This window comes from Streptomyces sp. NBC_00466 (assembly GCF_041433995.1).
Lineage (GTDB): Bacteria > Actinomycetota > Actinomycetes > Streptomycetales > Streptomycetaceae > Streptomyces.
The window spans coordinates 5,969,096-5,993,807 of record NZ_CP107896.1 but is presented as its reverse complement, the minus strand read 5'-3'; the positions used below and the strand labels follow the sequence as shown (position 1 = coordinate 5,993,807).

Sequence of the window (24,712 nt, the reverse complement as noted above, 5' to 3'; positions counted from 1 at the left end):
CCGACAGTCAGCGCGATCTTTATTTCAGCATTTCAACAGCCGATGACCCGGACCGCCCGCGGCACGCACTCGGCGGTCAGCGGCAGCGCGCCCAGCGGCTCCCCGTCCGCGTACCCCGTGACCCCGGCGGCCCGCAGCTCGATCCTGCGCACCCGGTACGAGGTGACCGCGGGATGGCCGAGGTGGGTGCCCCGGTAGACCTTCGGGAAGACCTTGACCAGGGTGGTGCGGGAGCAGGCACCGACCACCGTGATGTCGAGGAGACCGTCGTCCAGCTCCGCGCCTGCGCAGATCTTCATGCCGCCGCCGTAGGACGGCCCGTTGCCGACGGCGACGAGCGTGGCCTCGATCTCGCGCGCCGGTCCCCCGTCGAGCACCAGCCGGTACGGGAGCGGCCGGAAGGCGGCCAGTTCGGCGACCATCGCCAGGTCATACTTCAGCCGGCCCGAGGGCCAGCGCATCCGGTTGCCGCGGTCGTTGACCCGCGAGTCGAATCCGGCGGCGAGCACGCTCCCGAACCAGCGCTCCCCGGCAGGCCGGACGCCGGTGCCGTCCGCGCGGTCCGCCGGATCCGCACCGCTTCCCGGCCCGGCACCATCGCACGGCCCGGCACCACCGACCGGCCCGGCACCGTCGCCCCGGACGACCCGGCCGAGGTCGATCTCCCTGATGTTCCCGCCCTTGAGCGCGCCGGCCACCGAGCGGCCCGCAGCGGCCGGGTCCCGCACCGGCAGCCCGAGCCCGCGGGCGAAGTCGTTGCCGGTTCCGACGGCCACCACGCCCAGCGGGGTGCGGGTGCCCGCCACGGCCTGGAGGGCGAGGCTGATCATGCCGTCCCCGCCGACGGCTATCAGGGCGCCGGTCCCGCCCCGCACCGCCTCCCGTGCCCGGCGCAGCGCGTCGGGCGCGTCGCTGCCGAGCACCGTGCGTACGGAGAAACCTGCGTCCCGCAACGCGGAAGCGGCCGGCTGCGCGGCGTGCGCGCCCCGGCCGCGTCCTGCGGTGGGATTGACGAAGAGGGTGATCTCGCTGGTCACCCGCCGGACCCTACAAGGTCAGGTCACGTCGTCGTAACCGACCGGACCACTGGCCTTGGAACTGTCCGTCTCACTGCCGGCCTGCCCCGGTACCCGGGAGGCGGGCACGGTCTCGACCTCGTCTATGGCCTCAGGAGTGAGGTCGATGTCGGATGCCTCGTCGTCGCCCGGGCCCGCTGCGGCACGCTGCGCCTTGCGGCGGTCGTTCAGCAGGGCGATGACCGTGGCGAAGCCGTACAGGACCCAGATGGGCCCGGCGAGAGCCAGCATGCTCAGCGGGTCGGTGCTGGGCGTGGCGACCGCGGCGAAGACCGTGATGCCCATGATCATGCCGCGCCACCAGCCGGCCATCCGCTTGCCGGTGATGATCCCGACGAAGTTCAGCATGACGAGCAGCAGCGGCAGTTCGAAGGAGAGCCCGAAGACGACCACCATCCGGGTGATCAAGTCGAGCAGGTCGTCGAGTGGCAGCTGGTTGTCGAGATGGGCCGGGGAGAGCTGGAGAAGGACCTTCGCCATCGTGGGGAGCGTCTTGTACGCGAAGAAGCCGCCGGCCAGGAAGAGCGGGAAGCCCGCGGCCACGAAGCCGACCGTGTACTTGCGCTCGTGCTTGTGCAGGCCCGGCGCGATGAAGGCCCAGAGCTGGTAGAGCCAGATCGGCGAGGAGAGCACCACACCCGACATCAAGGAGACCTTGAGGGCGAGTGTGAACGGCGTGAGAAGGCCGTTCAGGACGATCCGTGCGCAGGTCCCGTCCCGCTTGTGGGCGAGCTCCGAGAAGCTCGACTCGCAGCCCACCGCGTGCAGCACCGGGTTGGTGAAGAATTCAATGATGTGCCTGTAGAAGAAGGCAGCGGCGATCGTGACGACAACGATCCCCAGCAGGCCCTTGGCCAGCCGGTTGCGCAGCTCACGCAGGTGCTCCACCAGGGGCATGCGCCCCTCGGAGTCCTTCTCCTTATTGCGGGCAGACACGAGCAACCCACGTCCTCATCTGTGCGGCGGGCAGCCGCTCACCGCGCTGCCCGCTCCGGCCCGGTTGTCAGCGCTTGGTCGAGTCCGACGGCTCGGTCACAGGACGGGCGCTGGTCACGTCTCCCGGAGCGGCCTGGATCGTACGCGGGACGCCGGTCTGGGCGTTGGTGTCCTGCGCGGGCGGGTCGGTGGGGGCGGTCTGCTGGCCCTCCGACTTCATCGCCTTGGCCTCACTCTTGAGGATGCGGGCGGACTTGCCCAGCGAACGGGCCATGTCCGGAAGCTTCTTCGCACCGAACAGCAGGACGATGACGACGAGGATCAGGATGATCTCGGGGGCGCCGAGCCTTCCGAACATAAGCTGTACCTTCTCACCGAGGCGGCTGGGGTGGGGCTGCCCGACCGATCGGACAGGCGTCCGGTAGTCGTGCTGGCAGCGATCGTAACCCGCGGGGGTAAACGCAGGGCAATCCCTGTGCGGACTCGCGCTGGCGGCCCGCACCTCGCTCCCGGGCCCGCGACCAGCAGCGTACCGCTCGAAACGCCCCGGCAGCAGTGCCGAGGGCCTCTATCACAAACTTTCACCGCTCCGCGCGAGCCCGGTCGCCGCGCGCTCCAGCCCGTCGGCGGCCTGGCTGATCTGCTGTGTGGCGCGCGCCACTTGGCTGCCGAGGCGCTGAGCTTCGACGAAAACCCTGATGGCGAGCACACCGAGCACGGCGATTCCGAGGAACCCCAGAACGATCGCGGTCATCGGCCAGAACATGTGAGCACCCTAGACAGTGGAGTGGAGGCGCAGCGTCCGCACGCCTCCGCCGGTGAGGAGTTCGACGATCCGCTCACCGGCCGGCTTGCGCACCGACGACCCGCAGTCGGGGCAGGTGAAGGAGTAGAAGGTGGTACGCCGGCTGGCGCCGATCGCCAGCCGGAGCGCGCCCGCGGCCAGCTCGAACCGGCTGCGGCAGTCCGGGCAGGCGGCCCGGAAGATGACCGGGCCCACTTGCGCGGAGAATCCGGGCATAACCGACATATTCCTCAACTCCTCTACTCCTGCCCGTCATAGGCGGCGAGCGCCTCACGGGCCGCGAGCTGTGCGCTGGCTGCCAGGTCACCCGGCGAGACGATGCGCCCGTCCCGGCCGAGCCGCAGGGCGAGCCTGCGCAGCGAGGCGGGGTCGGGGGTGCGCAGAGTGATGCGCAGCCCGCCGTCGGCGAGTTCCTCCGCGCTGTCGTGGGGGTAGTACTCGGCGACCCAGCGGCCGCCGGGGCCGGTCTCGACCACGACCTCCGGGTCCTCGGCCGCGGGCTGGACGAGCCCCGCCGACAGGTCGCGCAGTTCGAGCTCGGGCGGGGCCGAGGGCTCGTCGAGCAGCCTGATCTCGGCGACCCGGTCCAGCCGGAAGGTGCGCCGGGCCTCGGAGAGGTAGCACCACGCCTCCATGTACGTATGGCCGACGGCGAAGAGCCTGATCGGGTCGACCTCGCGCTCGGTGAGCTCGTCGCGCGCCGGCGAGTAGTACCGCAGCCAGAGCCTGCGCCGCTCCGAGATGGCCCGGTCGACATCGGCGAACACACCGCCCTCGGACTCGAAGGTCACCGAGAGCCGGGAGCTGGCGCCCGCCACCTCGCCGGCCGCGGCCTCCAGCTTCGCGGTGGCCCGCAGCAGCGCCTGCCGGTCGCCCTCGCGGAGCCCCGGCAGGGTCGCCACGGCGCGCGCGGCCACCAGCAGGGCCGTGGCCTCGTCGGCGGCGAGCCGCAGCGGCGCGGCGACGTCGTCGGCGTTGTGCCACCAGATGGACTCGCCGTCGGTGTCGATGTCGAGGAGGTCGCCGCCGCGGAAGCTCGTCCCGCACATGGGCAGTACGTCCAGGTCCGAGATCAGCTCGTCCTCGGTGATGCCGAAGGCGCGCGCGACATCCCCGACACGGGCGCCGGGGCGCTCGCGCAGATAGGTCACCAGGGACAGCATCCGGCGGGTCTGGTCGATCGCGTTCGTAGCCACGTGTTCCTCAGTCCTTGGCCACGGCGCGCAGCCGGTCCACCACATCGGCCCGCAGGTCCGCGGGGCCCAGCACGATCACGTCGGGGCCGAACTCCACCAGCCAGGCATCCAGGCCGTGTCCGTACGGAATCTCCAACTCGTCCCACCCGTCGCCGAGTTCCCGGACGGCGGTGGCGCGTGAGCGCAGCGGGTATCCGGCGCCCGAGCGCAGCCGGATCCGCGCGCTGCGGGTCGCCGTCTCGCCCGCCCAGGTCTCCACGGTCTCGCGTACGGTCACCACGTCCGGCACGTCGGCGGTGAACGCGCCGGGCCTGGAACGGACTTTGCCGGTGATACGGGAGAGCCGGAACACCCGCTCGGCGCCGCGCTCGCGGTCCCAGCCCGCGAGATACCAGTGGCCGCGCCAGCACTCCAGCGTCCAGGGTTCGACCTGACGGGCCTCGGGGCGGGCCGCGTTGGCCTTGCGGTAGTCGAAGACGACCGGGCGGCGGTCGCGGCAGGCCAGCATCAGCGGCTCGAACGCGGCCTCGTGCACCGGGATGCGCGGCTCCAGCGCGCCGTGCTGCACGGCGTACGGGTCCTCTGCCTCGGGCATTCCGGCGGCCCGGAGCTTCTGCAGGGCGCCGCTGGCGGCGCCGGCCAGCCGCGCCTGCTGCCAGACCTTGGCGGCCAGCCCGAGCGCCGCCGCCTCCTCGGCGTCGAGCGCGACCGGGGGAAGCCTGTTGCTGTCGCGGCGGGCCAGGTACCCGGTGTCCCCGTCCAGACTCTCGACCGTCTCGATGACCAGGCCGAGTTCACGCAGATCGTCCTTGTCGCGTTCGAACATCCGGTTGAAGGACTCGTCCGATCCCGCTTCCAGATACGCCTCGATGGACCCCCGCAGTTCACGCTTGCTGAGGGGTCGCCTGGTTCCGAGCAGGCACAGCGCCAGATTCATGAGCCGCTCGGCCTTGGCAATCGCCATCGACGCCCTCTCTGGGGTCCGGGAGTGTCCGCCGGGGCGATTCCCCGGGAAGAAACGCAGAACACAGCACGCAGAACACAGCACGTTCCACGACCGCCGACCGTACCGCTCCGGAGTGCCCGGTCAAAAGCCGAGGGCCCATGCCGGCAGGCATGGACCCTCGGAAACGATCAGTTCCGGTCAGACAGAGACCAGGTCACAGACGAAGATCAGCGCCTCGCCCGGCTTGATACGGGCGCCGGCGCCCTGGTCGCCGTACGCGAGGTGCGCGGGGATGGTCAGCTGACGACGTCCGCCGACCTTCATGCCCTGGACACCCTGGTCCCAGCCGGCGATGACCTGACCGATGCCGAGCTGGAACTCCAGCGGGGTGCCGCGGTTCCAGCTCGCGTCGAACTCCTCACCGGTGGAGAAGGCCACGCCCACATAGTGGACCTTGACCTTGTCCCCGGCCTTGGCGACGGCGCCGTCGCCCTCCCAGATCTCCTTGATCTCCAGGTCGGCCGGCGGCTCGCCGCCCGGGAAGTCGACCTCGGGCTTCTCGATGCTCACGTAACTGCTCCTACTTCTTGGTACTGGGCAACCGGGACAGTCTTACACTGCCGCCAGAATGTCGACGACGAACACCAGCGTCGAATTGGCCGGCAGGGTCGTGCCCTGGGCCTTGGAGCCGTACGCCAGCGACGGCGGGATCACCAGCATGACTCGGCTGCCGACCTTCTTGCCGACGATTCCCTGGTCCCAGCCCTTGATGACGGCGCCCTCGCCGATGGCCGTCTGGAACGGCGTGCCGCTCTTCCAGGACGAGTCGAACAGGGTCGCGGTGGGCTTGCCCTCGTTGGGCTTCCAGGCAGCACCGCTGTACTGCATGTAAACGGTCTGGCCCTTCTTGACCGTGGCGCCCTTGCCCTGGATGAGCTCCTTGTCGACCAGGTCCTTCGGCGGGTCGCTCTTCGGTACGGAGATGGTGGCCGGCGCTTCCTTGTCCGCCTTGATCTGCGGCAGGTCGGACGAGGTGGGGGCCTGGGTGCCCTCGACCTTCTTCGGGATCACCTTCTGGATGTCCAGCGCGAAGACCAGGGTGTCCTTGCCGGTGACACCGAGCTGCTGCTGGCCCTGGCTGCCGAAGGCCGCACTGGGCGGAGCGACGACCAGGACCCGGCTGCCGATCTTCTGGCCGGTGACGGCGTCGGCGAAGGCCGGGATGATCGTCTTGGAACCGGCGGTGATGAGCTGCGGGGCGCCGCCCTTGTCGAACGAGCTGCCGATGTCCTTGCCGCTCTTCCAGACCTTGCCTGTGAAGTCGGCCATCACCAGGTCGTTCTTCTTGACCACGGCGCCACTGCCCTCGGAGACAGTGTGGATGACGAACTTGCCGCTCGGGTCCTTCTTGGGAACCGTGATGGTCGCCTTCTTGCCCGCGGCGCCCGAGACCGTCGGCAGCGGGGACGCCGAATCGACAGGCTTGGGCACGGCCGTGGCGGCGGACTGGTCTGGCGGTGAGGAGGAGTCATCCGTCTTCTTGGACGACCCACCTCCGCAGGCGGTCAGCACCAGGGCCGGCACGATGAGCAAGGCAGCAAAACGGCGTCGCACAGTGGTCCTCGGGGGTAGTGGGGGTGTCAGTGGCCGCCACTCTACGACTCCGCGTCCCCCATGTGGGCTCACGGCATGCGCGAGGGCCCCGCGCACCAGATCGTGTGCGGGGCCCTCGCGCGACCGGGGTGAGGACGGTCACATCCCGGCGATCAACTTCTCCACCCGGTCGTCGACCGACCGGAACGGGTCCTTGCAGAGCACGGTGCGCTGCGCCTGGTCGTTGAGCTTGAGATGGACCCAGTCGACGGTGAAGTCCCTGCGCTGCTCCTGGGCCCGGCGGATGAAGTCCCCGCGCAGCCGCGCCCTGGTGGTCTGCGGGGGCACCGACTTGCCCTCGAAGATCTTCAGGTCGTCGCAGATGCGCGCGGCCTGCCCGCGCTTCTCCAGCAGGTAGTACAGCCCGCGCCTGCGGTGGATGTCGTGGTAGGCGAGGTCTATCTGAGCGACCCTCGGATTCGACATGGTCATGTTGTGCTTGTCCCGGTACCGCTCGATGAGCTTGTACTTCATGACCCAGTCGATCTCGGTGCCGATCCTGTCGAGGTCCTCCTCCTCGATCGCGTCGAGTGTGCGGCCCCAGAGCTCCAGGACCTGCTCGACCTGACCCGTACGGATGCCGCGGCGGTCCACGAAGTCCACGGCCTTCTCGTAGTACTCGCGCTGGACTTCGAGCGCCGAGGCCTCCCGCCCGCTGGCGAGGCGCACCTTGCGCTGGCCCGTGGTGTCGTGGCTGACCTCGCGGATGGCCCTGATCGGGTTCTCCAGGGTCAGATCGCGCATCACCGTGCCCGCCTCGATCATGCGCAGGACGAGGTCGGTCGCGCCGACCTTCAGCAGCATGGTCGTCTCGGACATGTTCGAGTCACCGACGATGACGTGCAGCCTGCGGTAGCGCTCGGCGTCCGCGTGCGGTTCGTCACGGGTGTTGATGATGGGACGGGAACGGGTGGTCGCGGAACTGACGCCCTCCCAGATGTGCTCCGCCCGCTGGCTCACGCAGAAGACCGCTCCGCGCGGTGTCTGCAGCACCTTTCCGGCACCGCAGAGCAATTGGCGGGTGACGAGGAAGGGGATGAGAATGTCCGCGAGCCGCGAGAACTCCCCATGGCGGGCGACGAGATAGTTCTCGTGGCAGCCGTAGGAGTTTCCCGCCGAGTCGGTGTTGTTCTTGAAGAGATAGACGTCGCCCGCGATTCCCTCCTCGTGCAGGCGGCGTTCGGCGTCGACGAGCAGGCCTTCGAGAATGCGCTCGCCCGCCTTGTCGTGTGTGACCAGTTCAGCCACGTTGTCGCATTCGGGAGTTGCGTATTCCGGATGCGATCCCACGTCGAGGTAGAGGCGGGCGCCGTTCCGCAGAAAGACGTTGCTGCTGCGGCCCCATGACACAACACGGCGGAAGAGGTAGCGCGCCACTTCGTCAGGTGACAGTCGGCGCTGTCCCCTGAATGTGCACGTGACGCCGTACTCGTTCTCCAGCCCGAAAATGCGGCGGTCCATGACTGAACATTACGCCTGATGGCCTGTCCTGAAACCGGGTTCGACGGCCCCGTTCCGATCATTTTCGGAACCGGCCACGACGGAGCCGGTACCGCCGGGAGCTGCGAGGACCCGCTGAGTGGCCAGCAGGACGAGCAGCGCGGCGATCCCCCCGCCTCCCGCGGCGGCGAACCCGGCGGGCGCCCCGCCGGCCTCGACGGCCGGTCCGGCGACAGCCGTACCCAGTGCGGCGCCGACGCCGAAGGTCGTCACCAGCCAGGAGAACGCCTCGGTGACCGTGCCCCGCGGGGCGTGCCGGTCGACGACGATGAAGGCGCAGGCGATGGCGGGAGCGAGGAAGACACCGGCCACCGTCATCAGCACGGACATCGCGGTCACCCCGGGCACCAGCATCAGCGGCAGGTAGCAGAGCGCCAGCGCGCCGACGATGACGCGCAGCCGCTTCTCCGCGGCGCCCGGCCACTGCCGCGCGCCGTACAGCAGCCCGCCGATGAGCGCGCCGAGTCCGATGGCCGCCATCAGCACGCCGTACGCCGAGTCGCCGCCGTGCCCGTCGGAGTAGGCGATCGCGGCCACCGTGATCGAGCCCAGGGCGAGGCCCACGAAGAAGAAGGCCCCGAGGAGCGCGAGCAGTCCGGGCGAGCGCAGGGCGCCCAGCCAGTGGGCCTCGCGGGGCGCCGAGCGCCAGTTGCGCGAGGGCTCCGAGACGACGACGGAGAGCGCGCCGAGCACCCCGAGTGCGTTGACGGCCACCAGGGCGGTCGCCGCCGACCACAGCGAGACCGCCAGGGTGATCAGCAGCGGGCCGACCGTGAACATCACCTCCTGGGCCACCGCGTCCATCGCGTACGCGGCGTGCACCCGGTCCTCGCGCTTCAGGACGCTGGGCCACAGGGCGCGCAGCCCGCCCTCCAGGGGCGGTGTGAAGAGCCCGGCGATCAGCATCGCGGTGACGGCGAGCGCGAGCGGACCGGTGCCGACGGCGGCGAAGAGCGCCATGCCGAGGGCCGACACCAGCGCCGATGGCAGCATCACCCGGGGCTGTCCGTACAGGTCGACGGCGCGGCCGAGCAGCGGCTGGCCGACGGCGGTGGCCAGCCCGTAGACGGCGGAGAGCGCCCCGGCGAGCGAGTAACTGCCGCCTTCGGCGCGGACGAAGAGCACCACGGCGATGGCGGCTGTCGCGTTCGGCAGCCGGCCGACGAGGGTGCCGGTGAGCAGCCGTGTCACATGCCTGGTGCCGAAGAGTTCCGCGTATCCCGCGGCCATGTCCGCCCCTTGTCTCCCGGCCCTGACCGGAGTGTTACGTATAACCTGCAGCTCATACGTACCATGTGCGCAGACCGTGAGTCCAGATGGCCGCGGTCGGGGGGAACAGGCCGGACGGAGGCCCGAGTGGACGCCCGAGCGACGAGCCCGGAACCAGTGGTGCCGGCCCGCCCCACCAGCCGCGACGTGGCCCGCGCCGCAGGTGTCTCGCAGGCCACCGTCTCGCTGGTCCTCGGCGACAAGTGGCGTGGACGGGTCTCCGAGCGCACGGCGGGGCTGGTGCGCGACGCGGCCGGGCAGCTCGGCTACCGCCCGAATCTCGCCGCCCGCGATCTGCGTCTGGGCAGCACCCGGACCGTGCTGCTGGTCGTCCCCGCGCTGACCACCGAGTTCTTCGCCCGCGTCTACACGGGCGCCGCGGCGACGGCGGCCGAGCACGGCTTCGGGGTGGTGCTCTATCCCTCCCCCGACGGCGTGGGGCCGGCCCGGGATCCCTTCGGCTCGGCGCGGACCGCACTGGACGGGGTCATCGCCTCGTCGATGGCTGTCGGCGCGCTGGCCGCGATCCAGGAGTCCGGTCTGCCGCTGGTCATGCTGGACAGCGATCCGGACCAGTCGGGGGCGGCGGCCCATGTGAATCTGGACATCGCGGACGGTATGCGCCAGGTGACGGACCATCTGCTCGCGCTGGGACACCGCAGATTCGTCCATCTCGCACCAGCGATCGACTCCTGGACCTTCGATGTCCGGGCCGCCGCCCTGCGGTCGGCTCTGCGGGGTGCGGAGGTCCGCACCGTCACCGCCCCGCTGGCGGTGGATGCCGCGCGGCAGTCGGCGGAGGACGCGCTCACCGGCCCCGGCCCCCGGCCGACGGCGGTGATCTGCGACGACGACATCCTGGCCGCGGGTGCCTGCAAGGCGGCGCGGCGGCTGGGACTGCGGGTCCCCCAGGACCTCTCCGTCACCGGTTTCGACGATCTGGCGCTCGCGACCGCGATCGAACCGGAGCTGACGACGGTGGCCCTGCCCGCGGAACTGATCGGCCGGCGCGGAATGGCGGCCCTGCTCGCCGTCCTCGACGGCCGCAGGCCCGAGGGCGGCGATCTGCCGGTGGACCTCCTCGTACGCGGCTCGACGGCCCCGGCAGCCGTACCGGGCTGAGGGCCTGGCCCCCAGCGGAACCGCGTGGCACCGGGGCTTGCGGGTGCACGCTCGTGCGTGCTCCGGTTTGCGGGTGCCCCGCTGAGCCACATGCGCGTGCCCCGGACCGCACAGGCGGACCGGGGCACGGACTGGACCGGGCGGCAGCCAGGGCTACTCGTCCTCGTCCGACGGCGCGTCCGTCTCGGCGGCCGCCGCGTCGTCCGCGTCGAGCAGCCTGGCCAGCTGGCGGCCGACGATGCGCTTGAACTTGCGCTGCTGCGGCCGGGTCCGGTCCAGCACCGCCACTTCGAGGCGCTCGGCGGGGATCTCCCGCTCGCCTCCGTTGGTGTCGCGGGACAGCGCCTGCACGGCCAGCTTGAGCGCCTCGGCGAGCGTCATCCCCTCGCGGTGCTGCTGGTCCAGGAAGGTGCTGATCGTCTCGGCGTTGCCACCGACCGCGACCGAACCGTGCTCATCCACGATCGATCCGTCGTGCGGCAGCCGGTAGATCTGGTCGCCGTCGGGCTCGGACCCGACCTCGGCGACGACCAGCTCCACCTCGTACGGCTTCTCGGCCGCACTGGAGAAGATCGTGCCCAGTGTCTGCGCGTAGACATTCGCCAGCCCGCGGGCCGTCACGTCGTCGCGGTCGTAGGTGTAGCCCCGCAGATCCGCGTAGCGCACACCGCCGATCCGCAGATTCTCGTACTCGTTGTACTTACCGGCGGCCGCGAAGCCGATCCGGTCGTAGATCTCGCTGAACTTGTGCAGCGCACGGGACGGGTTCTCGCCGACGAAGACGATGCCGTCGGCGTACTGCAGCACGACCAGGCTGCGACCACGGGCGATGCCCTTCCGGGCGTATTCCGCCCGGTCGGCCATGGCCTGCTGAGGTGAGACATAGAACGGCGTCGACACCGGCTATCCGTCCCTTTCTGTCAGTGACGAGTGCATCGGAAGGGCCTCAGAGCAGCTCGGCGCGCGGGCCGTCGGGCTGTTCGAGACGCCGCGCCAGGATCGAACGGGCGAGCTCGGAGCCCTCCTCATCGGTGAGCCTGCGGCAGCCCTCGTCGGTGATGACCGTGACGATCGGATAGATCCGGCGGGCCACGTCGGGCCCCCCGGTCGCCGAGTCGTCGTCGGCCGCGTCGTACAGCGCCTGTACGACCAGGGTGGTGGCCTGCTGCTCCGTCAGGTCATCGCGGTAGAGCTTCTTCATGGAGCCGCGCGCGAAGATCGAGCCGGAGCCCGTGGAGGCGTAGCCGCGCTCCTCGGAGCGGCCGCCCGTGACATCGTAGGAGAAGATCCGGCCCTCCTCCCGGTCGACGTCGTACCCGGCGAAGAGCGGGACCACGGCGAGGCCCTGCATCGCCATGGAGAGGTTGCCGCGGATCATCGTGGAGAGCCGGTTGGCCTTGCCCTCCAGGGAGAGCGTGGCGCCCTCGACCTTCTCGAAGTGCTCCAGTTCGAGCTGGAACAGCTTGACCATCTCGACGGCGAGACCGGCCGTACCCGCGATCCCGACCGCCGAGTACTCGTCGGCCGGGAAGACCTTTTCGATGTCGCGCTGGGCGATCATGTTCCCCATGGTCGCGCGCCGGTCTCCGGCGAGGACGACCCCGCCGGGGAAGGTCGCGGCGACGATGGTCGTCCCGTGCGGCGCCTCGACCGGCCCCTGGGTGGGCGGCAACGGCCGCCTGCCCGGCAGGATTTCCGGCGAGTGGTCGGACAGAAAGTCCATGAACGAGGAGGACCCCGGCGTCAGGAAAGCGGCCGGCAGACGCCCGGTGCTACGAGGGTTGGCTTCCACGCGTTTCCTTCCGGATGGGCGGCGGCCCGCCTTCTGGAGGCCGGGCCGATCTTGCGGACTGTGAACGGACCTTACCCGTGCCCGCGCCGGTCATCCGCCCCGGTGCGATCGGCTTCCGCCGGCCGCACCGGCTACGGACAACAGGGGCTACTCGCCACCCTTTTGCACAAAGGACCGAACGAAGTCCTCGGCGTTCTCCTCAAGCACGTCGTCGATCTCGTCCAGAACGGAGTCGACGTCGTCCGAGAGCTTCTCCTGACGCTCCTTGAGGTCCTCGGAGCCCTGCGCCTCAGGCGCCTGCTCCTCGGTCTCCTCGGTGGAGCGCGTCGCCTTCTGCTGCCCGCCGCCGGTGTCCTTGGTCGCCATCTACCTCACCCCGCTCGGTTCGATGTTGTTGAAGCTGAAACAGACTGGAGCTGACCGGACCGAATCGGCCCGACCCGGTCAGAAGCATGATCGGATCCGCTTGATCAGACACTACAAGCGGGGTCCGACATTGGCCCCGCACTTTCCTCAACGTCCGGGACCTACCCTGATGATTCCCACCGCCGGGGCTTTTCAGCCGCCCTGCAGCACCCGGACCAGGTCCTCCGCCGTCCGGCAGCGGTCCAGCAGCTCCTTGACGTGGTTGCGGGTCCCGCGCAGCGGCTCCAGCGTGGGCACCCGCTGGAGCGAGTCGTTGCCCGGCAGATCGAAGATCACGGAGTCCCAGGAGGCCGCGGCGACATCGTCCGCGTACTGTTCCAGACAGCGGCCCCGGAAATAGGCCCTGGTGTCCTCCGGCGGGTTCGCGGCGGCCCGTACGACCGCGGGCTCGTCCAGCAGCCGCTTCATCTTCCCGCGGGCCACCAGACGGTTGTACAGCCCCTTCTCCGGCCGTACGTCCGCGTACTGCAGGTCCACCAGATGGAGCCTGGCCGCGTCCCAGTCGACACCGTCCCGGCGGCGGTAGCCCTCCAGGATCTCCTGCTTCGTGATCCAGTCCAGCTCCCCCGACAGGCTCATCGGGTTGTTCTCCAGCCGGTTCAGCACGTCCTCCCAGCGGCCCAGGATGTCCCTGGTCTGCTCGTCGGCGTCCACCCCGTACCGCTCCTCGACGTACTTCCGCGCCAGCTCGAAGTACTCCATCTGGAGCTGTACGGCGGTGAGGGTGCGGCCGCTGCGCAGCGTGATCAGCTGCTGCAGGCCGGGGTCGTGCGAGACCTGGTGGAGCGTGCGCACCGGCTGGTCGACCGCGAGGTCCACATTGATGAACCCGTCCTCGATCATCGCGAGCACCAGCGAGGTCGTGCCCAGCTTGAGGTAGGTCGAGATCTCCGAAAGGTTCGCGTCGCCGATGATCACATGGAGGCGGCGGTACTTCTCGGCGTCCGAGTGCGGTTCGTCGCGGGTGTTGATGATCGGCCGCTTGAGCGTGGTCTCCAGGCCGACCTCGACCTCGAAGTAGTCCGCGCGCTGGCTGATCTGGAAGCCGTGCTCGTGGCCGTCCTGGCCGATCCCGACCCGGCCGGCCCCGGTCACCACCTGGCGGGAGACGAAGAAGGGGGTCAGGTGGCGCACGATGTCCGAGAAGGGGGTCTCCCGCTTCATCAGGTAGTTCTCGTGCGTCCCGTACGAGGCACCCTTGTTGTCGGTGTTGTTCTTGTACAGATGGATCGGCTGGGCGCCCGGGATCTCCGCGGCCCGTTCTGCGGCCTCCGCCATGATCCGCTCGCCCGCCTTGTCCCAGAGCACGGCGTCGCGCGGATTGGTGATCTCCGGGGAGCTGTACTCCGGGTGGGCGTGGTCGACGTAGAGGCGTGCCCCGTTGGTGAGGATCACATTGGCCAGGCCGATGTCCTCGTCGGTCAGCTGGCTGGTGTCCGCGGTCTCCCGGGCGAGGTCGAAGCCTCGCGCGTCCCGCAGCGGATTCTCCTCCTCGAAGTCCCAGCGGGCGCGGCGCGCCCGGTGCATCGCCGCCGCGTAGGCGTTGACGATCTGGGACGAGGTGAGCATGGCATTGGCGTTCGGGTGGCCCGGAACAGAGATGCCGTACTCCGTCTCGATGCCCATTACCCGCCGTACGGTCATGCGGCCCTCCTTGCCCGGCAGCGCCCCTCGCGGGAACGTCGCTCAAGTACCGCTGCTTCTCCGGTGCGTGTGCGGTTGCCCTTCCCCGCACCGCGCGACTCGGTGATACCGAAGAGCGTAGAACGCCTTTGCGCCGCTGGGGAGATCATTACAGGCATTGCTGTCCTTGCGGCCGAAGGCCGGAAAACACAGCGGCTGCGGGTGCCCGCCGGGGGACCCGCAGCCGCCCTGTCTTTTACAGGTACTGACCGGTGTTCGCCACCGTGTCGATGGAGCGCCCGGTGTCCGCGCCCTGCTTTCCGGTGACAAGGGTGCGGATGAATACGATCCGCTCGCCCTTCTTACCGGAGATACGGGCCCAGTCGTCGGGGTTGGTGGTGTTCGGCAGGTCCTCGTTCTCCTTGAACTCATCCACGCATGCCTGGAGGAGGTGGGAGACCCGCAGACCCTTCTGTCCCTGGTCGAGGAAGGCCTTGATGGCCATCTTCTTGGCCCGGTCGACGATGTTCTGGATCATCGCGCCGGAGTTGAAGTCCTTGAAGTAGAGGACTTCCTTGTCGCCATTGGCGTACGTGACTTCGAGGAAGCGGTTCTCCTCGGACTCCGTGTACATCCGCTCCACGACGGACTGGATCATGGCGCTGACCGTGACGTCGGGGTTCTCCCGGTGTTCGGCCAGGTCGTCCGTGTGCAGCGGCAGCGACGACCGCAGGTACTTGGCGAAGATGTCCTTCGCCGCCTCCGCGTCCGGACGCTCGATCTTGATCTTGACGTCGAGCCGGCCGGGCCGCAGGATCGCCGGGTCGATCATGTCCTCGCGGTTGGACGCGCCGATGACGATGACGTTCTCCAGGCCCTCCACACCGTCGATCTCGGCGAGCAGCTGCGGGACGATGGTGTTCTCCACGTCCGAGCTGACGCCTGATCCACGGGTGCGGAAGAGGGATTCCATCTCGTCGAAGAAGACGATGACGGGGGTGCCCTCGCTCGCCTTCTCCCGGGCACGCTGGAAGACCAGGCGGATGTGCCGCTCGGTCTCACCGACGTACTTGTTGAGGAGCTCGGGACCCTTGATGTTGAGGAAGTAGCTCTTCCCCGCGGGCTGGCCGGTGACCTCGGCGACTTTCTTGGCAAGGGAGTTGGCGACGGCCTTGGCAATGAGAGTCTTGCCGCAGCCGGGCGGGCCGTAGAGCAGGATGCCCTTCGGCGGCCGCAGTTCGTGCTCCTTGAAGAGGTCGGGGTGGAGGTACGGAAGCTCGACCGCGTCGCGGATCAGCTCGATCTGGTCGCCCAGGCCGCCGATCTTGTCGTAGTCGATGTCCGGGACCTCTTCGAGGACGAGCTCCTCGACCTCGCTCTTCGGCACCACTTCATAGACGTAACCGGACCTGGAGTCGAGCAGCAGGGCGTCGCCGGGGCGGATGGTGATGTCCAGCAGCGGCTCGGCGAGCCGCACCACCCGTTCCTCGTCGGTGTGCCCGATCACCAGGGCGCGCTCGCCGTCCTCAAGGATCTCCTTGAGGGTGACGATGTCCCCGGCGCGCTCGAATTCCATGGCCTCGACCACGTTGAGCGCCTCATTGAGCATGACTTCCTGGCCACGCCTGAGCTCTTCGAGCTCGACGCTGGGACTCACGTTCACCCGGAGCTTGCGGCCCCCGGTGAAGATGTCGCAGGTCCCGTCCTCATTGGCCTGCAGGAAGACACCGAAGCCGGCCGGCGGCTGTGCGAGCCGGTCGACCTCCTCCTTGAGAGCCACGATCTGGTCGCGGGCCTCACGGAGTGTATTGGCGAGCCGCTCGTTCTGCGCGGACACGCCTGCCAGGTTGGTCTGCAGCTCGACGATCCGCTCTTCGAGAATCCTCGTATGACGCGGAGAGTCGGCGAGCTTGCGGCGCAGGACGGCGATTTCCTGCTCGAGATAGGCAACCTGGCCGGCGGGGTCCTCGGACCCTCGCGCGGGCCGGGTGCCGCGGTTGATGTCGTCGTCGTGGGCTGCCACGGTCCTCACCTCCTCCAAGGGGAGCTGGACGCTTCCTGACCCTACCTGGGCGGCTGGTGATTGAAACCCCTAGATCACAAAGACCGTCGGGGTGTGTCTGATCTTCACCCTTGCGTACTCCCTCACGCCTTGGGAATACCCACCCAACAACATCGGAAAGCGGCCGGTTGTATCGTCGAAGTGTTCAACACCCGTCAGGGGTGGCTTCAATTGGCTCAACCGCGCAGGAACGGCAGGAGAAATGACCGTGCAGGACGAGGCTCCCACCAGCGACGGCGCCCAGGCGCTGGAGGTCTGGATCGACCAGGATCTCTGCACCGGGGACGGCATCTGCGCCCAGTACGCGCCCGAGGTGTTCGAGCTGGACATCGACGGGCTGGCCTATGTGAAGAGCGCGGACGACGAGCTGCTCCAGGCGGTCGGCGCCACAACGCCCGTGCCGCTGCCGCTCCTCCAGGACGTGGTGGACTCGGCGAAGGAGTGCCCGGGCGACTGCATCCATGTGCGTCGCGTTTCGGACAGCGTCGAGGTCTACGGCCCCGCTGCCGAGTAGGACGTCCCGCGCCCGGCGTGCGCGTGTACGCGCCGCCGGCATACGCCCACCGCCGTCATACGCTCCGCGCCTGCGAGGGCACCGAGCGTACGAACTTGCCGCCCTGCCAGCGCCACTTGACCTGCTGCCGCACGTCCGGATTCCAGCGCGGCACATCGGGCGAGGAGTAGCCGAGGAGCGTCGCGGTCACCGCGCCGTCCCCTATCGCGAGGGCGCCCACGCTCTGCTGATCCGCCGGGCTCACCAGTGTCGCGACGATCCGGGGCGGGCCTTCACCGGTCCCGGGCCGGGTGAGCACGTAGATCCCGCTGGGCGGTGTGCCCGATCCGGCGTCGCAGCGCACCGCTGCCACCGTTTCGGAGCTGCCGTCCCCGTCGAGATCGCCGGACGCCTTCCTGGTGACGGTGGTGCCCGCGCCTCCGCACTTCAGCGGGAAGGTGACGGCCGCCGGATTCGGTGCGGCCACATGCGGGCGTGCCGGTTTCCCGCCGGGCTGGGACGCGGTGGCCGGATCGGGCGTGAGAACGCCCGCCAGGGCGATGACGCCGGCCATCGCAGTGGCCGTGGCCAGCCAGTGGACCGGACTGGTCCTGTTGTGCGCGAGGTCCGGGAGTACGAGGTCCGGGAGCGCGGAGGGCTGCACGCGAGAGGTCTCCTGTGGGGCAGTGCCGGAGGGGGTGGCCAGAATAGTGCCACACGTCACAGGGGATCGGAACGCCGGGGTCCGTAAGGCCAACGTAAAGAAGCCGCCGCGGAGTTCCCCGGTGTGCTGGGGGAACTCCGCGGCGGCGTCGGTGCGTTGTCGCTGTCAGGCGGTCTCGTCGGACCCGGTCGAGTCGTCCCCGGCCGAGTCGTCCCCGGTTCCGGCCTTCGGCTGGACGGTGCTCTTTCCGGGACCGCTGTAGTCCTCGCCGTACGCGCCCTTGGACGGCCGGCGGCGGCGCAGCGGGGCCTCCACACCGTCGGCGAGACGGCGGGCGGTGACGAGGAAGCCGGTGTGGCCGATCATCCGGTGGTCCGGGCGGACGGCCAGCCCCTCGACGTGCCAGTTGCGGACCATGGACTCCCAGGGCTGCGGCTCGGCGAAGCAGCCGATCTCCCTGATCGACTCGACGGTGCGCGAGAGCTGGGTGGTGGTGGCCACGTAGCAGCAGAGGATGCCGCCGGGGACGAGCGCCTTGGAGACGGCGTCCAGGCACTCCCAGGGAGCGAGCATGTCCAGCACCACACGGTCGACATCCGTGTCGGAGAGGTTGTCCTGGAGGTCGCCGACGGTGAGCTGCCAGGCGGGGTGCGGACCGCCGAAGTAGCGCTCCACGTTCTGCGTGGCGATCTCCGCGAAGTCCTCACGGCGCTCGTACGAGTGCAGCATCCCCTGCTCGCCGATGGCACGCAGCAGGAAGCTGCTGAGCGCGCCGGACCCCACACCCGCCTCGACGACCCGTGCGCCGGGGAAGATGTCCCCGAAGGCCAGGATCTGGCCCGCGTCCTTCGGGTAGACCACGGCGGCGCCGCGGGGCATGGACAGGACGAAATCGGGGAGCAGGGGGCGCAGCGCGAGGTAGGCGACGTTTCCCGTGGTACGGACAACACTGCCCTCGGGAGCACCGATCAGCTCGTCGTGCGGGAAAGAACCCTTGTGGGTGTGGAAGTTCTTCCCGGCTTCGAGCGTGAAGGTGTAGTGGCGTCCCTTGGGGTCGGTGAGCTGGACCTGGTCCCCGACTTTGAAGGGCCCACGTCGGCGGGCGGCACCGGTCGGTTCGGACATACGAGCAGACTACCGGCCTCAGGAACCGGGTCGCGCCATCGCCTGGACGAATGCCCGTTCGACGTCGGCGGTGGAGAGGACTCCGTAGATCGCGCCGGTCTCCTCGACGACCAGGTACTCGGTGGCCGGACTGGCCCGCAGCTTGTCGAGGAGCGCCTCGCCCGCCAGCTCGGCCGGGACCCGCATCCCCTCGGTGAGGTCCTGGGCGAGTCCGCTGACCGCGACCCAGGGGCGCCGGTGCTCCGGCACTCCGACGATGGCCGCCTCCCGGACCAGGGCGGTCGGGTCGCCCTGGCTGTCCACGACGACCAGGGCGCGGGCACCGGCGTCGTTGGCCCTGCGCAGCGCCTCGGAGAGCGGTGTCGTCGTCTCCACGGGGACGGCGCGCCGGGTGAGCGTACGGGCGCGGAGCTCCGGGAGGTGTTCGCGCAGCCTGGCCATCCGCAGGCTGTTGCCCGCGCCGGTCCAGATGATCGCGGCGAGGATCGCGGCGAGCAGCGCGTCCATGACCGTCTCCATGCCGCCCACGTCGGCGTCGGAGCCGGTGTGGGTGAGCAGCGGGAGGCCGATCAGGACCGAGACGGCGAGCGCCCGGCCGAACCAGGCGGCGGCGATGGTGCCGCTCATCGGCTTGCCGGTGATCTTCCAGACGACGGCGCGGAGCATCCGGCCGCCGTCCAGCGGCAGCCCGGGCAGCAGGTTGAAGGCCGCCACGATGAGGTTGGAGATCATCAGGCCGGCCAGCAGCACTCCGGGGACCGTGCCGGGCTCCACCGCCTTCATCCCGAGGTAGAAGAGGCCGGAGAGGATCAGCGAGAGCAGCGGTCCGACGAAGGCCAGGACGAACTCACGGCCCGGGGTCTCGGACTCCTTCTCGATCTCCGAGACACCGCCGAAGAACTGCAACTGGATGCGGCGCACCGGGAGGTCGAACCGCAGTGCGGCGACGGTGTGCGCCAGTTCGTGGACCAGTACGGAGGCGTAGAAGGCGACCGCGAAGAAGAGGGAGACCAGATACCGGGCGTTGCCCAGTTCGGGAAGGATCCGGTCGAGCTGGCCGCCGAAGACCCAGGTGATGAGGGCTGCCACCAGGAACCAGCTGGGGGCGACGTACACCGGAACGCCGAAGGGGCGGCCCATCAGGATGCCGCCGCCCGGTGAGTCCCGGCGCTGCGGCTTGCCGCCATCGGGCGCGGGGCCGGGCCCCGACCCGTCCGCGCCGGGCTGCGGGCGCCCGCTGTCGCCGCTCTCGTTCACGGTGTCCCTTCGTGTCGTTCCGTGTCGTTCATGCCGTTCGGTATGCGTTCCGCACCACCGCCGGTCCGGCACCGCTTTCCACGGTGTCCTGATCATGCAGTGCGAGGAGGTCTACCGTCGATGGTATGCGGCTCGGTGTCAGTGGCGGGTCGTAGGGTCTGGGACATGACTACCGCCCAGCAGCCCACTTCACTCTCGCCGTCGCGGGCGAGCGACTTCATGCAGTGTCCGCTGCTGTACAGGTTCCGGGTGATCGACAAGCTGCCGGAGAAGCCCAGTCCTGCGGCGACGCGCGGCACTCTGGTGCATGCGGTGCTGGAGCGGATGTTCGACGACCCGGCGGCGGAGCGGACGGTTCCGCGAGCCCGGGGCATGGTCCCCGGCCAGTGGGACCGGCTTCTGTCGGCCAAGCCCGAGCTGGGTGAACTGTTCGCGGACGACCCCGGGGGCGAGCAGCTGGCGAAGTGGCTCGCGGAGGCCGAGTCGCTGGTCGAGCGGTGGTTCACGCTGGAGGACCCGACGCGGCTCGAACCGGCCGAGCGGGAGCTGTTCATCGAGACGGAGCTGGCGTCGGGGCTGCGGCTGCGCGGGATCATCGACCGGGTCGATGTGGCGCCGACCGGCGAGGTCCGGATCGTCGACTACAAGACGGGCAAGGCGCCGCGCCCGCAGTTCGCGGAGGGCGCGCTGTTCCAGATGAAGTTCTACGCACTGGTCGTGTGGCGGCTGAAGGGGATCGTGCCGCGCCGGCTCCAGCTGGTGTACCTGGGGAGCGGCGAGGTGGTGACGTACGACCCGGTCGAGGGCGATCTGGAGCGGGTCGAGCGCAAGCTGCTGGCGCTGTGGGAGGCGATCAGGAAGGCCACGGAGAGCGGCGACTGGCAGCCGCGGCCGACGAAGCTCTGCGGCTGGTGCGACCACCAGGCGGTCTGTCCGGAATTCGGCGGCACCCCGCCGGTCTACCCGCTGGAAGTGGTGCGCGGGGCCGAAGCGGTGCGCGGGGCCGGGGAGCAGTGAGATCCGGCGGGCTCCGTCCCCGCCACCCCCGCAGCGCCTGATCCGTCCGGGACTCCCCCGGTACGCCCCGCGGCGTCCCGGGGCGCCGGTCAGGGCAGAATGGGGCCGGTCTAGCTAAGGAGTTCCCGTGGCGATCCGCGTCCTACTGGTCGACGACCAGCCGCTACTGCGCACCGGTTTCCGGATGATCCTGGAGGCCGAGCAGGACCTCGCGGTGGTCGGTGAGGCCGGGGACGGTCTGCAGGCCCTCGACCAGGTCCGGGCGCTGCAGCCCGATGTGGTGCTGATGGACATCCGGATGCCCCGGATGGACGGGGTCGAGGCCACCCGCCAGATCACCGGCCCGGGCCGGGACGGCCCGGCGAAGGTCCTGGTGCTGACCACCTTCGACCTGGACGAGTACGTCGTGGAGGCCCTGCGGGCCGGGGCGAGCGGCTTCCTGCTCAAGGACGCGCCCGCCAATGAGCTGGTCCAGGCGATCCGGGTGGTGGCGGGGGGCGAGGCGATGCTCGCGCCGAGCATCACCCGCCGGCTGCTCGACAAGTACGCGGACCACCTGCCGTCCGGCGAGGATCCCGTTCCCGACACGCTGCACACGCTGACCGAGCGCGAGGTGGAAGTGCTCAAGCTGGTCGCGCGGGGCCTGTCCAACGCCGAGATCGCCGCCGACCTGTTCGTCAGCGAGACCACGGTCAAGACGCACGTGGGCCATGTACTGACCAAGCTGGGGCTGCGCGACCGGGTCCAGGCGGCGGTCTACGCCTACGAGAGCGGTCTGGTACGCCCGGGAGCCCAGCAGTAGTTCCCGGGCCCCCGCCCGTACTCCGGCGCCACTCCGCGGCATCGACCCGCGGCATCGCCCCGCGGCATCCACCGCGTCGGCTCCGGGCGGCAGCGCACCGGCCGGACGTCCGGCCGGTGCGCTGTCGTCCGCCGGTCGTCAGCTGACGCCGCGGCCGAGCTCCCAGATCTGCAGGGCGGACGAGTTGCTCAGCGCCCACTCCGCACCGGTCAGGTCGTCCCGGGCGGCCACATACTGCTTGCCCTGCCAGAGCGGCAGCACGGGAACGTCGTCCGCGACGATGTCCTGGATCTTCTGGAGCGGGACCACCGCCGTGGTGCGGTCCGCGGCGCGCCGGGACTCCGGGATGTACTTGTCGCGGATGGTGGTGTTCGCGTAGGGCGTGTTGAGGAAGTTGCCCTTGCTGAGGAACGGCGAGATGAAGTTGTCCGCGTCGGGGAAGTCCGGGAACCAGCCCATGCCGTAGACCGCGTAGTCGCCCTTCACCGCGTCGGGGCGGAACTCCGCCCACTTGTGGCCCTGGGTCTTCACGTCGAAGAGCCCGGAGGCGTTCAGCTGCTGCTTGAGCAGCGCGAACTCCTTCGCCGTACCCGGCCCGTAGTGGTCGCTCGTGTAATCCAGCGTCAGCCGGACCTTGTTGGTGATCCCGGCGTCGTGCAGGATCTGGGCGGCCTCGGTCTTGCTCGGGTCGCCGTACTTGTTGAAGAACGAATTCGTGTGTCCGCCGATGCCGGTGGGGATCAGCGAGTAGAGCGGGTCGGACGTGGCGCCGTACACCTGGCTGGCGATCTGACCACGGTCGACGAGCGCGGCCATCGCCTGCCGGACCGCCTTGTTCTTCACCGCCGGGTCATTGGTGTTGAAGGCGAGGTAGCGGATCTCGAGGCCGGGGCTCTCGACAAAGTTGATGCTCGGCGACGAACCGTCCGAGAACTGCTTGATCTGCTGCGGGGAGAGGGTCCGGCCCATCATGTCGATCTTCCCGGACTTCAGCGCGGAGCCCATGCCCGCGGCATCCGCGAAGGAATCGATCTCGACCTTGTCGTTCTGCAGCTTCAGCGCCCCCTTGTAGTGGGGGTTTTTGGTGAAGATGGCCTTCTGCAGGCGGTTGTTGCTGACCTGCGCCTTGAAGGTGTACGGGCCGGAGCCGTCGATCACGAAGCCCTTGCGCAGCTTCTTCGGCGCGTACGTCTTCTTCTCCACGATGCCCGCGGCCGGCGTGGCCAGCTTGTACGGGAAGGTGGCGTCGGGCGTCTTGAGGTGGAAGACCAGCTCGTGAGAGCTCACGGCCTCGATGGTGTCGATGTTCTCCAGCAGACCGGCCGGGCCGTTCGGGTCGTCGATGTTGGTGACGCGTTCCATCGAGTACTTCACATCGGCGGCCGTGAGGGGGTCGCCGTTGGCGAACTGGAGCCCGCTGCGGAGCTTGCAGCGGTAGCTCTCGTTCTCGGTGTCCGTGAAACGGCAGTCGCTGGCGGCGTCCGGTATGGGCAGGCCGCCACCACGCGGCATCGCCATGAGCGACTGGAGGGTCGGGCGCAGGAAGTTCCAGACGCCGGTGTCATAGGTGTAGGCGGGGTCGAGAGGAGCCGGAGCCTTCTTGCCCGACTCGATGAAGTCCGTCGTGCCCACGACGATGGCCTTGCCGCCGTCGCCGCCGCTGCCTGTGCCGCCGCACGCGGCGAGTACCGGAGCGAGCAGGCAAACTATCGCCGGCAGCACCAGAGTCTTGCGGTTCATTCTGGACGTTCTCCTCATCCGGCACTGGGATACAGCGATGTACAGACACTCCGCCGCTACCGCCCGATCGGGGCGGGGCGATCGGGCCGGGTACAGAGCGATCAGTCCAGTGATCCCGGCCGCTTGGTGGGCACCGGGGGCACAGAAGTGTACGGCGAAGTTCTCGCCATGAGATTAGTGGGGAACGTCAGGAAACCTGGACCGGGGGCGACTTGGGTGGGATCCACACCATCTTCACGAATAGCGGAGCGTCAATATCCGACCACCGAAATGATTCGTACACCGCTTCACCAATCGGGACACATGGGCATGTGCGGAGCCGTGGCACGCCGGTCGCAGCACGCATATGCCCCCGTGTCGACGTTTCGTCAGGTGATGAACGTCACTCCGGTCCCGCCTTTCGTAAAGCAGGAAGCACTCTCTTCATGCTCACGTAAATACAGGTGGATGACGGACGCCGATTCCCTTCAGAACGAAAGGAACACGGTCAGTATCCGGCCCGGTGCATTCCGTGGACCAGTGCCCTGAGAAAGCCCAGATCGACTTCTTCCAGAGATCCGACGACCACCCGGCCGGCAGCCGCGGCGATCGGCGCCACGGACGGCACGGCCACCACGCGGCAGCCTGCGGCCTCCGCCGCCGCCACCCCGGTCGCGGTGTCCTCGATGACCGCGCAGCGCGCCGGATCGGCGTCCAGGCCCGCCGCGGCGGCGAGATAGGGCTCCGGGTGCGGTTTCGTCCGCGCCACCTCGTCGCCCGCGACCGTCAGGGTGAAGTTGTCGGGGCCGAGCGACTTGAGGACCCGGTCGATGATCCGCCGGTGCGAGGCGGAGACCAGGGCCGTGGGTACACCGTGGGCGGCCAGTTCGGTGAGCAGCCGCAGCGCCCCGGGCATCAGCGGCACCCCGCCCGAGATCCGCTCCTCGAACCGGTCGTTCAGCAGCGTGGTCAGCTCGGGGAGCGCGATGTCCGCACCGGTGACCTCGATGAGGTATCCGGCGCTGCGGGTCATGGGCCCGCCCACCACGGTGTCGCGCCAGCGTTCGTCGAGCCGGTGGCCGAGGTCGGCGAATACCTCCACCTCGGCGTCCCACCAGATGCCCTCGGTGTCCACCAGCGTGCCGTCCATGTCGAGCAGGACTGCCTGCAGGGCTGCGCCTTCGGCCATACGGGTGTTGAGCGCGGCGACCGTACTGGTCATACGGGGA

General features: G+C 69.3%; 25 protein-coding genes. 4 read left to right on the top strand and 21 right to left on the bottom strand.

Annotated features, from left to right (window positions below; all coding sequences use genetic code 11):
* Nucleotides 1-32 precede the first annotated feature (32 nt).
* The 11 genes from OG210_RS26965 to OG210_RS26915 form a co-directional block, all read right to left on the bottom strand.
* On the bottom strand, nt 33-1,037 hold the full coding sequence (locus tag OG210_RS26965) for a diacylglycerol kinase family protein (RefSeq protein WP_328324911.1): 1,005 nt from the start codon (nt 1,035-1,037) through the stop codon (nt 33-35).
* A gap of 18 nt (nt 1,038-1,055) precedes the next feature.
* Complete coding sequence (tatC, locus tag OG210_RS26960) at nt 1,056-2,018, bottom strand: twin-arginine translocase subunit TatC (protein ID WP_328324913.1); 963 nt, start codon at nt 2,016-2,018, stop codon at nt 1,056-1,058.
* Between the two features lie 61 nt (nt 2,019-2,079).
* A complete protein-coding gene (tatA, locus tag OG210_RS26955; protein WP_328324916.1) occupies nt 2,080-2,370 on the bottom strand; it encodes a Sec-independent protein translocase subunit TatA in 291 nt (96 codons plus the stop codon).
* 213 nt (nt 2,371-2,583) lie between these two features.
* Nucleotides 2,584-2,778 carry a hypothetical protein gene (locus tag OG210_RS26950; RefSeq protein WP_328324918.1) on the bottom strand — a complete coding sequence of 65 codons (195 nt, stop codon included), beginning with the start codon at nt 2,776-2,778 and terminating at the stop codon, nt 2,584-2,586.
* 9 nt (nt 2,779-2,787) lie between these two features.
* A complete protein-coding gene (locus OG210_RS26945) occupies nt 2,788-3,033 on the bottom strand; it encodes a hypothetical protein (protein ID WP_266858723.1) in 246 nt (81 codons plus the stop codon).
* Nucleotides 3,034-3,056: 23 nt separating this feature from the next.
* A complete protein-coding gene (locus OG210_RS26940; protein ID WP_328324921.1) occupies nt 3,057-4,013 on the bottom strand; it encodes a WYL domain-containing protein in 957 nt (318 codons plus the stop codon).
* Nucleotides 4,014-4,020: 7 nt separating this feature from the next.
* Entirely contained in the window at nt 4,021-4,977 is a 957-nt protein-coding gene (locus OG210_RS26935) for a WYL domain-containing protein (RefSeq protein ID WP_328324923.1), read from the bottom strand.
* A 180-nt stretch (nt 4,978-5,157) separates the two neighbouring features.
* Nucleotides 5,158-5,529, bottom strand: coding sequence for an FKBP-type peptidyl-prolyl cis-trans isomerase (locus tag OG210_RS26930; protein WP_328324925.1), 372 nt, complete (start codon nt 5,527-5,529; stop codon nt 5,158-5,160).
* Nucleotides 5,530-5,571: 42 nt separating this feature from the next.
* Nucleotides 5,572-6,573, bottom strand: coding sequence for an FKBP-type peptidyl-prolyl cis-trans isomerase (locus OG210_RS26925; RefSeq protein WP_328324927.1), 1,002 nt, complete (start codon nt 6,571-6,573; stop codon nt 5,572-5,574).
* Between the two features lie 138 nt (nt 6,574-6,711).
* Nucleotides 6,712-8,073 (bottom strand): Pup--protein ligase, encoded by a 1,362-nt coding sequence (pafA, locus tag OG210_RS26920; RefSeq protein ID WP_328324929.1) that lies wholly within the window; start codon nt 8,071-8,073, stop codon nt 6,712-6,714.
* A 9-nt stretch (nt 8,074-8,082) separates the two neighbouring features.
* On the bottom strand, nt 8,083-9,342 hold the full coding sequence (locus OG210_RS26915; protein WP_371539061.1) for an MFS transporter: 1,260 nt from the start codon (nt 9,340-9,342) through the stop codon (nt 8,083-8,085).
* Between the two features lie 63 nt (nt 9,343-9,405).
* On the opposite strand from OG210_RS26915, the gene OG210_RS26910 reads away from it, so the two are divergent.
* Nucleotides 9,406-10,503: a LacI family DNA-binding transcriptional regulator gene (locus tag OG210_RS26910; RefSeq protein WP_371539058.1), complete on the top strand. Its 1,098-nt coding sequence runs from the start codon at nt 9,406-9,408 to the stop codon at nt 10,501-10,503.
* 153 nt (nt 10,504-10,656) lie between these two features.
* On the opposite strand, the gene prcA is transcribed toward OG210_RS26910, so the two are convergent.
* From prcA to arc, 5 genes are all read right to left on the bottom strand, one after another.
* Nucleotides 10,657-11,403, bottom strand: coding sequence for a proteasome subunit alpha (gene prcA / locus OG210_RS26905; protein ID WP_328324935.1), 747 nt, complete (start codon nt 11,401-11,403; stop codon nt 10,657-10,659).
* Between the two features lie 46 nt (nt 11,404-11,449).
* On the bottom strand, nt 11,450-12,295 hold the full coding sequence (prcB, locus tag OG210_RS26900; protein WP_266858704.1) for a proteasome subunit beta: 846 nt from the start codon (nt 12,293-12,295) through the stop codon (nt 11,450-11,452).
* A gap of 147 nt (nt 12,296-12,442) precedes the next feature.
* Complete coding sequence (locus OG210_RS26895) at nt 12,443-12,661, bottom strand: ubiquitin-like protein Pup (RefSeq protein ID WP_164263898.1); 219 nt, start codon at nt 12,659-12,661, stop codon at nt 12,443-12,445.
* 192 nt (nt 12,662-12,853) lie between these two features.
* The gene (gene dop, locus OG210_RS26890; RefSeq protein ID WP_328324937.1) at nt 12,854-14,365 is read right to left on the bottom strand and encodes a depupylase/deamidase Dop; all 1,512 of its coding nucleotides are present in this window, start codon (nt 14,363-14,365) and stop codon (nt 12,854-12,856) included.
* A gap of 235 nt (nt 14,366-14,600) precedes the next feature.
* Nucleotides 14,601-16,367 (bottom strand): proteasome ATPase, encoded by a 1,767-nt coding sequence (gene arc, locus OG210_RS26885; protein WP_266858700.1) that lies wholly within the window; start codon nt 16,365-16,367, stop codon nt 14,601-14,603.
* A 241-nt stretch (nt 16,368-16,608) separates the two neighbouring features.
* Here arc and OG210_RS26880 point away from each other — a divergent pair, with 241 nt between their 5' ends.
* Complete coding sequence (locus OG210_RS26880; RefSeq protein ID WP_266858698.1) at nt 16,609-16,920, top strand: ferredoxin; 312 nt, start codon at nt 16,609-16,611, stop codon at nt 16,918-16,920.
* A gap of 55 nt (nt 16,921-16,975) precedes the next feature.
* On the opposite strand, the gene OG210_RS26875 is transcribed toward OG210_RS26880, so the two are convergent.
* The 3 genes from OG210_RS26875 to OG210_RS26865 all read right to left on the bottom strand — a co-directional run bounded on the left by OG210_RS26875 (nt 16,976) and on the right by OG210_RS26865 (nt 19,945).
* On the bottom strand, nt 16,976-17,563 hold the full coding sequence (locus OG210_RS26875; RefSeq protein WP_371539052.1) for a hypothetical protein: 588 nt from the start codon (nt 17,561-17,563) through the stop codon (nt 16,976-16,978).
* A 165-nt stretch (nt 17,564-17,728) separates the two neighbouring features.
* Nucleotides 17,729-18,688, bottom strand: a complete 960-nt coding sequence (locus tag OG210_RS26870) for a tRNA (adenine-N1)-methyltransferase (RefSeq protein ID WP_371539049.1) — start codon at nt 18,686-18,688, stop codon at nt 17,729-17,731.
* Nucleotides 18,689-18,706: 18 nt separating this feature from the next.
* Nucleotides 18,707-19,945 (bottom strand): site-2 protease family protein, encoded by a 1,239-nt coding sequence (locus OG210_RS26865; protein ID WP_328324944.1) that lies wholly within the window; start codon nt 19,943-19,945, stop codon nt 18,707-18,709.
* Nucleotides 19,946-20,110: 165 nt separating this feature from the next.
* On the opposite strand from OG210_RS26865, the gene OG210_RS26860 reads away from it, so the two are divergent.
* The gene (locus tag OG210_RS26860; protein ID WP_328324946.1) at nt 20,111-20,962 is read left to right on the top strand and encodes a RecB family exonuclease; all 852 of its coding nucleotides are present in this window, start codon (nt 20,111-20,113) and stop codon (nt 20,960-20,962) included.
* A 127-nt stretch (nt 20,963-21,089) separates the two neighbouring features.
* Entirely contained in the window at nt 21,090-21,764 is a 675-nt protein-coding gene (locus tag OG210_RS26855) for a response regulator transcription factor (RefSeq protein ID WP_164263912.1), read from the top strand.
* 138 nt (nt 21,765-21,902) lie between these two features.
* Here OG210_RS26855 and OG210_RS26850 read toward each other — a convergent pair whose 3' ends face one another.
* Together OG210_RS26850 and OG210_RS26845 are read right to left on the bottom strand one after the other, a co-directional pair.
* Nucleotides 21,903-23,504: an ABC transporter substrate-binding protein gene (locus OG210_RS26850; protein ID WP_328324949.1), complete on the bottom strand. Its 1,602-nt coding sequence runs from the start codon at nt 23,502-23,504 to the stop codon at nt 21,903-21,905.
* Between the two features lie 487 nt (nt 23,505-23,991).
* Complete coding sequence (locus OG210_RS26845; RefSeq protein ID WP_328324951.1) at nt 23,992-24,705, bottom strand: HAD family phosphatase; 714 nt, start codon at nt 24,703-24,705, stop codon at nt 23,992-23,994.
* Nucleotides 24,706-24,712: the final 7 nt, after the last annotated feature.

Excerpts from the sequence above, each read along its gene's own strand:
- OG210_RS26870 (WP_371539049.1), bottom strand. The coding sequence starts at position 18,688 with ATGTCCGAACCGACCGGTGCCGCCCGCCGACGTGGGCCCTTCAAAGTC.
- OG210_RS26950 (WP_328324918.1), bottom strand. The coding sequence starts at position 2,778 with ATGTTCTGGCCGATGACCGCGATCGTTCTGGGGTTCCTCGGAATCGCC.
- OG210_RS26860 (WP_328324946.1), top strand. The coding sequence starts at position 20,111 with ATGACTACCGCCCAGCAGCCCACTTCACTCTCGCCGTCGCGGGCGAGC.
- OG210_RS26880 (WP_266858698.1), top strand. The coding sequence starts at position 16,609 with ATGACCGTGCAGGACGAGGCTCCCACCAGCGACGGCGCCCAGGCGCTG.
- OG210_RS26945 (WP_266858723.1), bottom strand. The coding sequence starts at position 3,033 with ATGCCCGGATTCTCCGCGCAAGTGGGCCCGGTCATCTTCCGGGCCGCC.
- OG210_RS26935 (WP_328324923.1), bottom strand. The coding sequence starts at position 4,977 with ATGGCGATTGCCAAGGCCGAGCGGCTCATGAATCTGGCGCTGTGCCTG.
- OG210_RS26915 (WP_371539061.1), bottom strand. The coding sequence starts at position 9,342 with ATGGCCGCGGGATACGCGGAACTCTTCGGCACCAGGCATGTGACACGG.
- tatA (WP_328324916.1), bottom strand. The coding sequence starts at position 2,370 with ATGTTCGGAAGGCTCGGCGCCCCCGAGATCATCCTGATCCTCGTCGTC.
- dop (WP_328324937.1), bottom strand. The coding sequence starts at position 14,365 with ATGACCGTACGGCGGGTAATGGGCATCGAGACGGAGTACGGCATCTCT.
- pafA (WP_328324929.1), bottom strand. The coding sequence starts at position 8,073 with ATGGACCGCCGCATTTTCGGGCTGGAGAACGAGTACGGCGTCACGTGC.
- OG210_RS26845 (WP_328324951.1), bottom strand. The coding sequence starts at position 24,705 with ATGACCAGTACGGTCGCCGCGCTCAACACCCGTATGGCCGAAGGCGCA.
- OG210_RS26850 (WP_328324949.1), bottom strand. The coding sequence starts at position 23,504 with ATGAACCGCAAGACTCTGGTGCTGCCGGCGATAGTTTGCCTGCTCGCT.
- OG210_RS26910 (WP_371539058.1), top strand. The coding sequence starts at position 9,406 with ATGTGCGCAGACCGTGAGTCCAGATGGCCGCGGTCGGGGGGAACAGGC.
- OG210_RS26895 (WP_164263898.1), bottom strand. The coding sequence starts at position 12,661 with ATGGCGACCAAGGACACCGGCGGCGGGCAGCAGAAGGCGACGCGCTCC.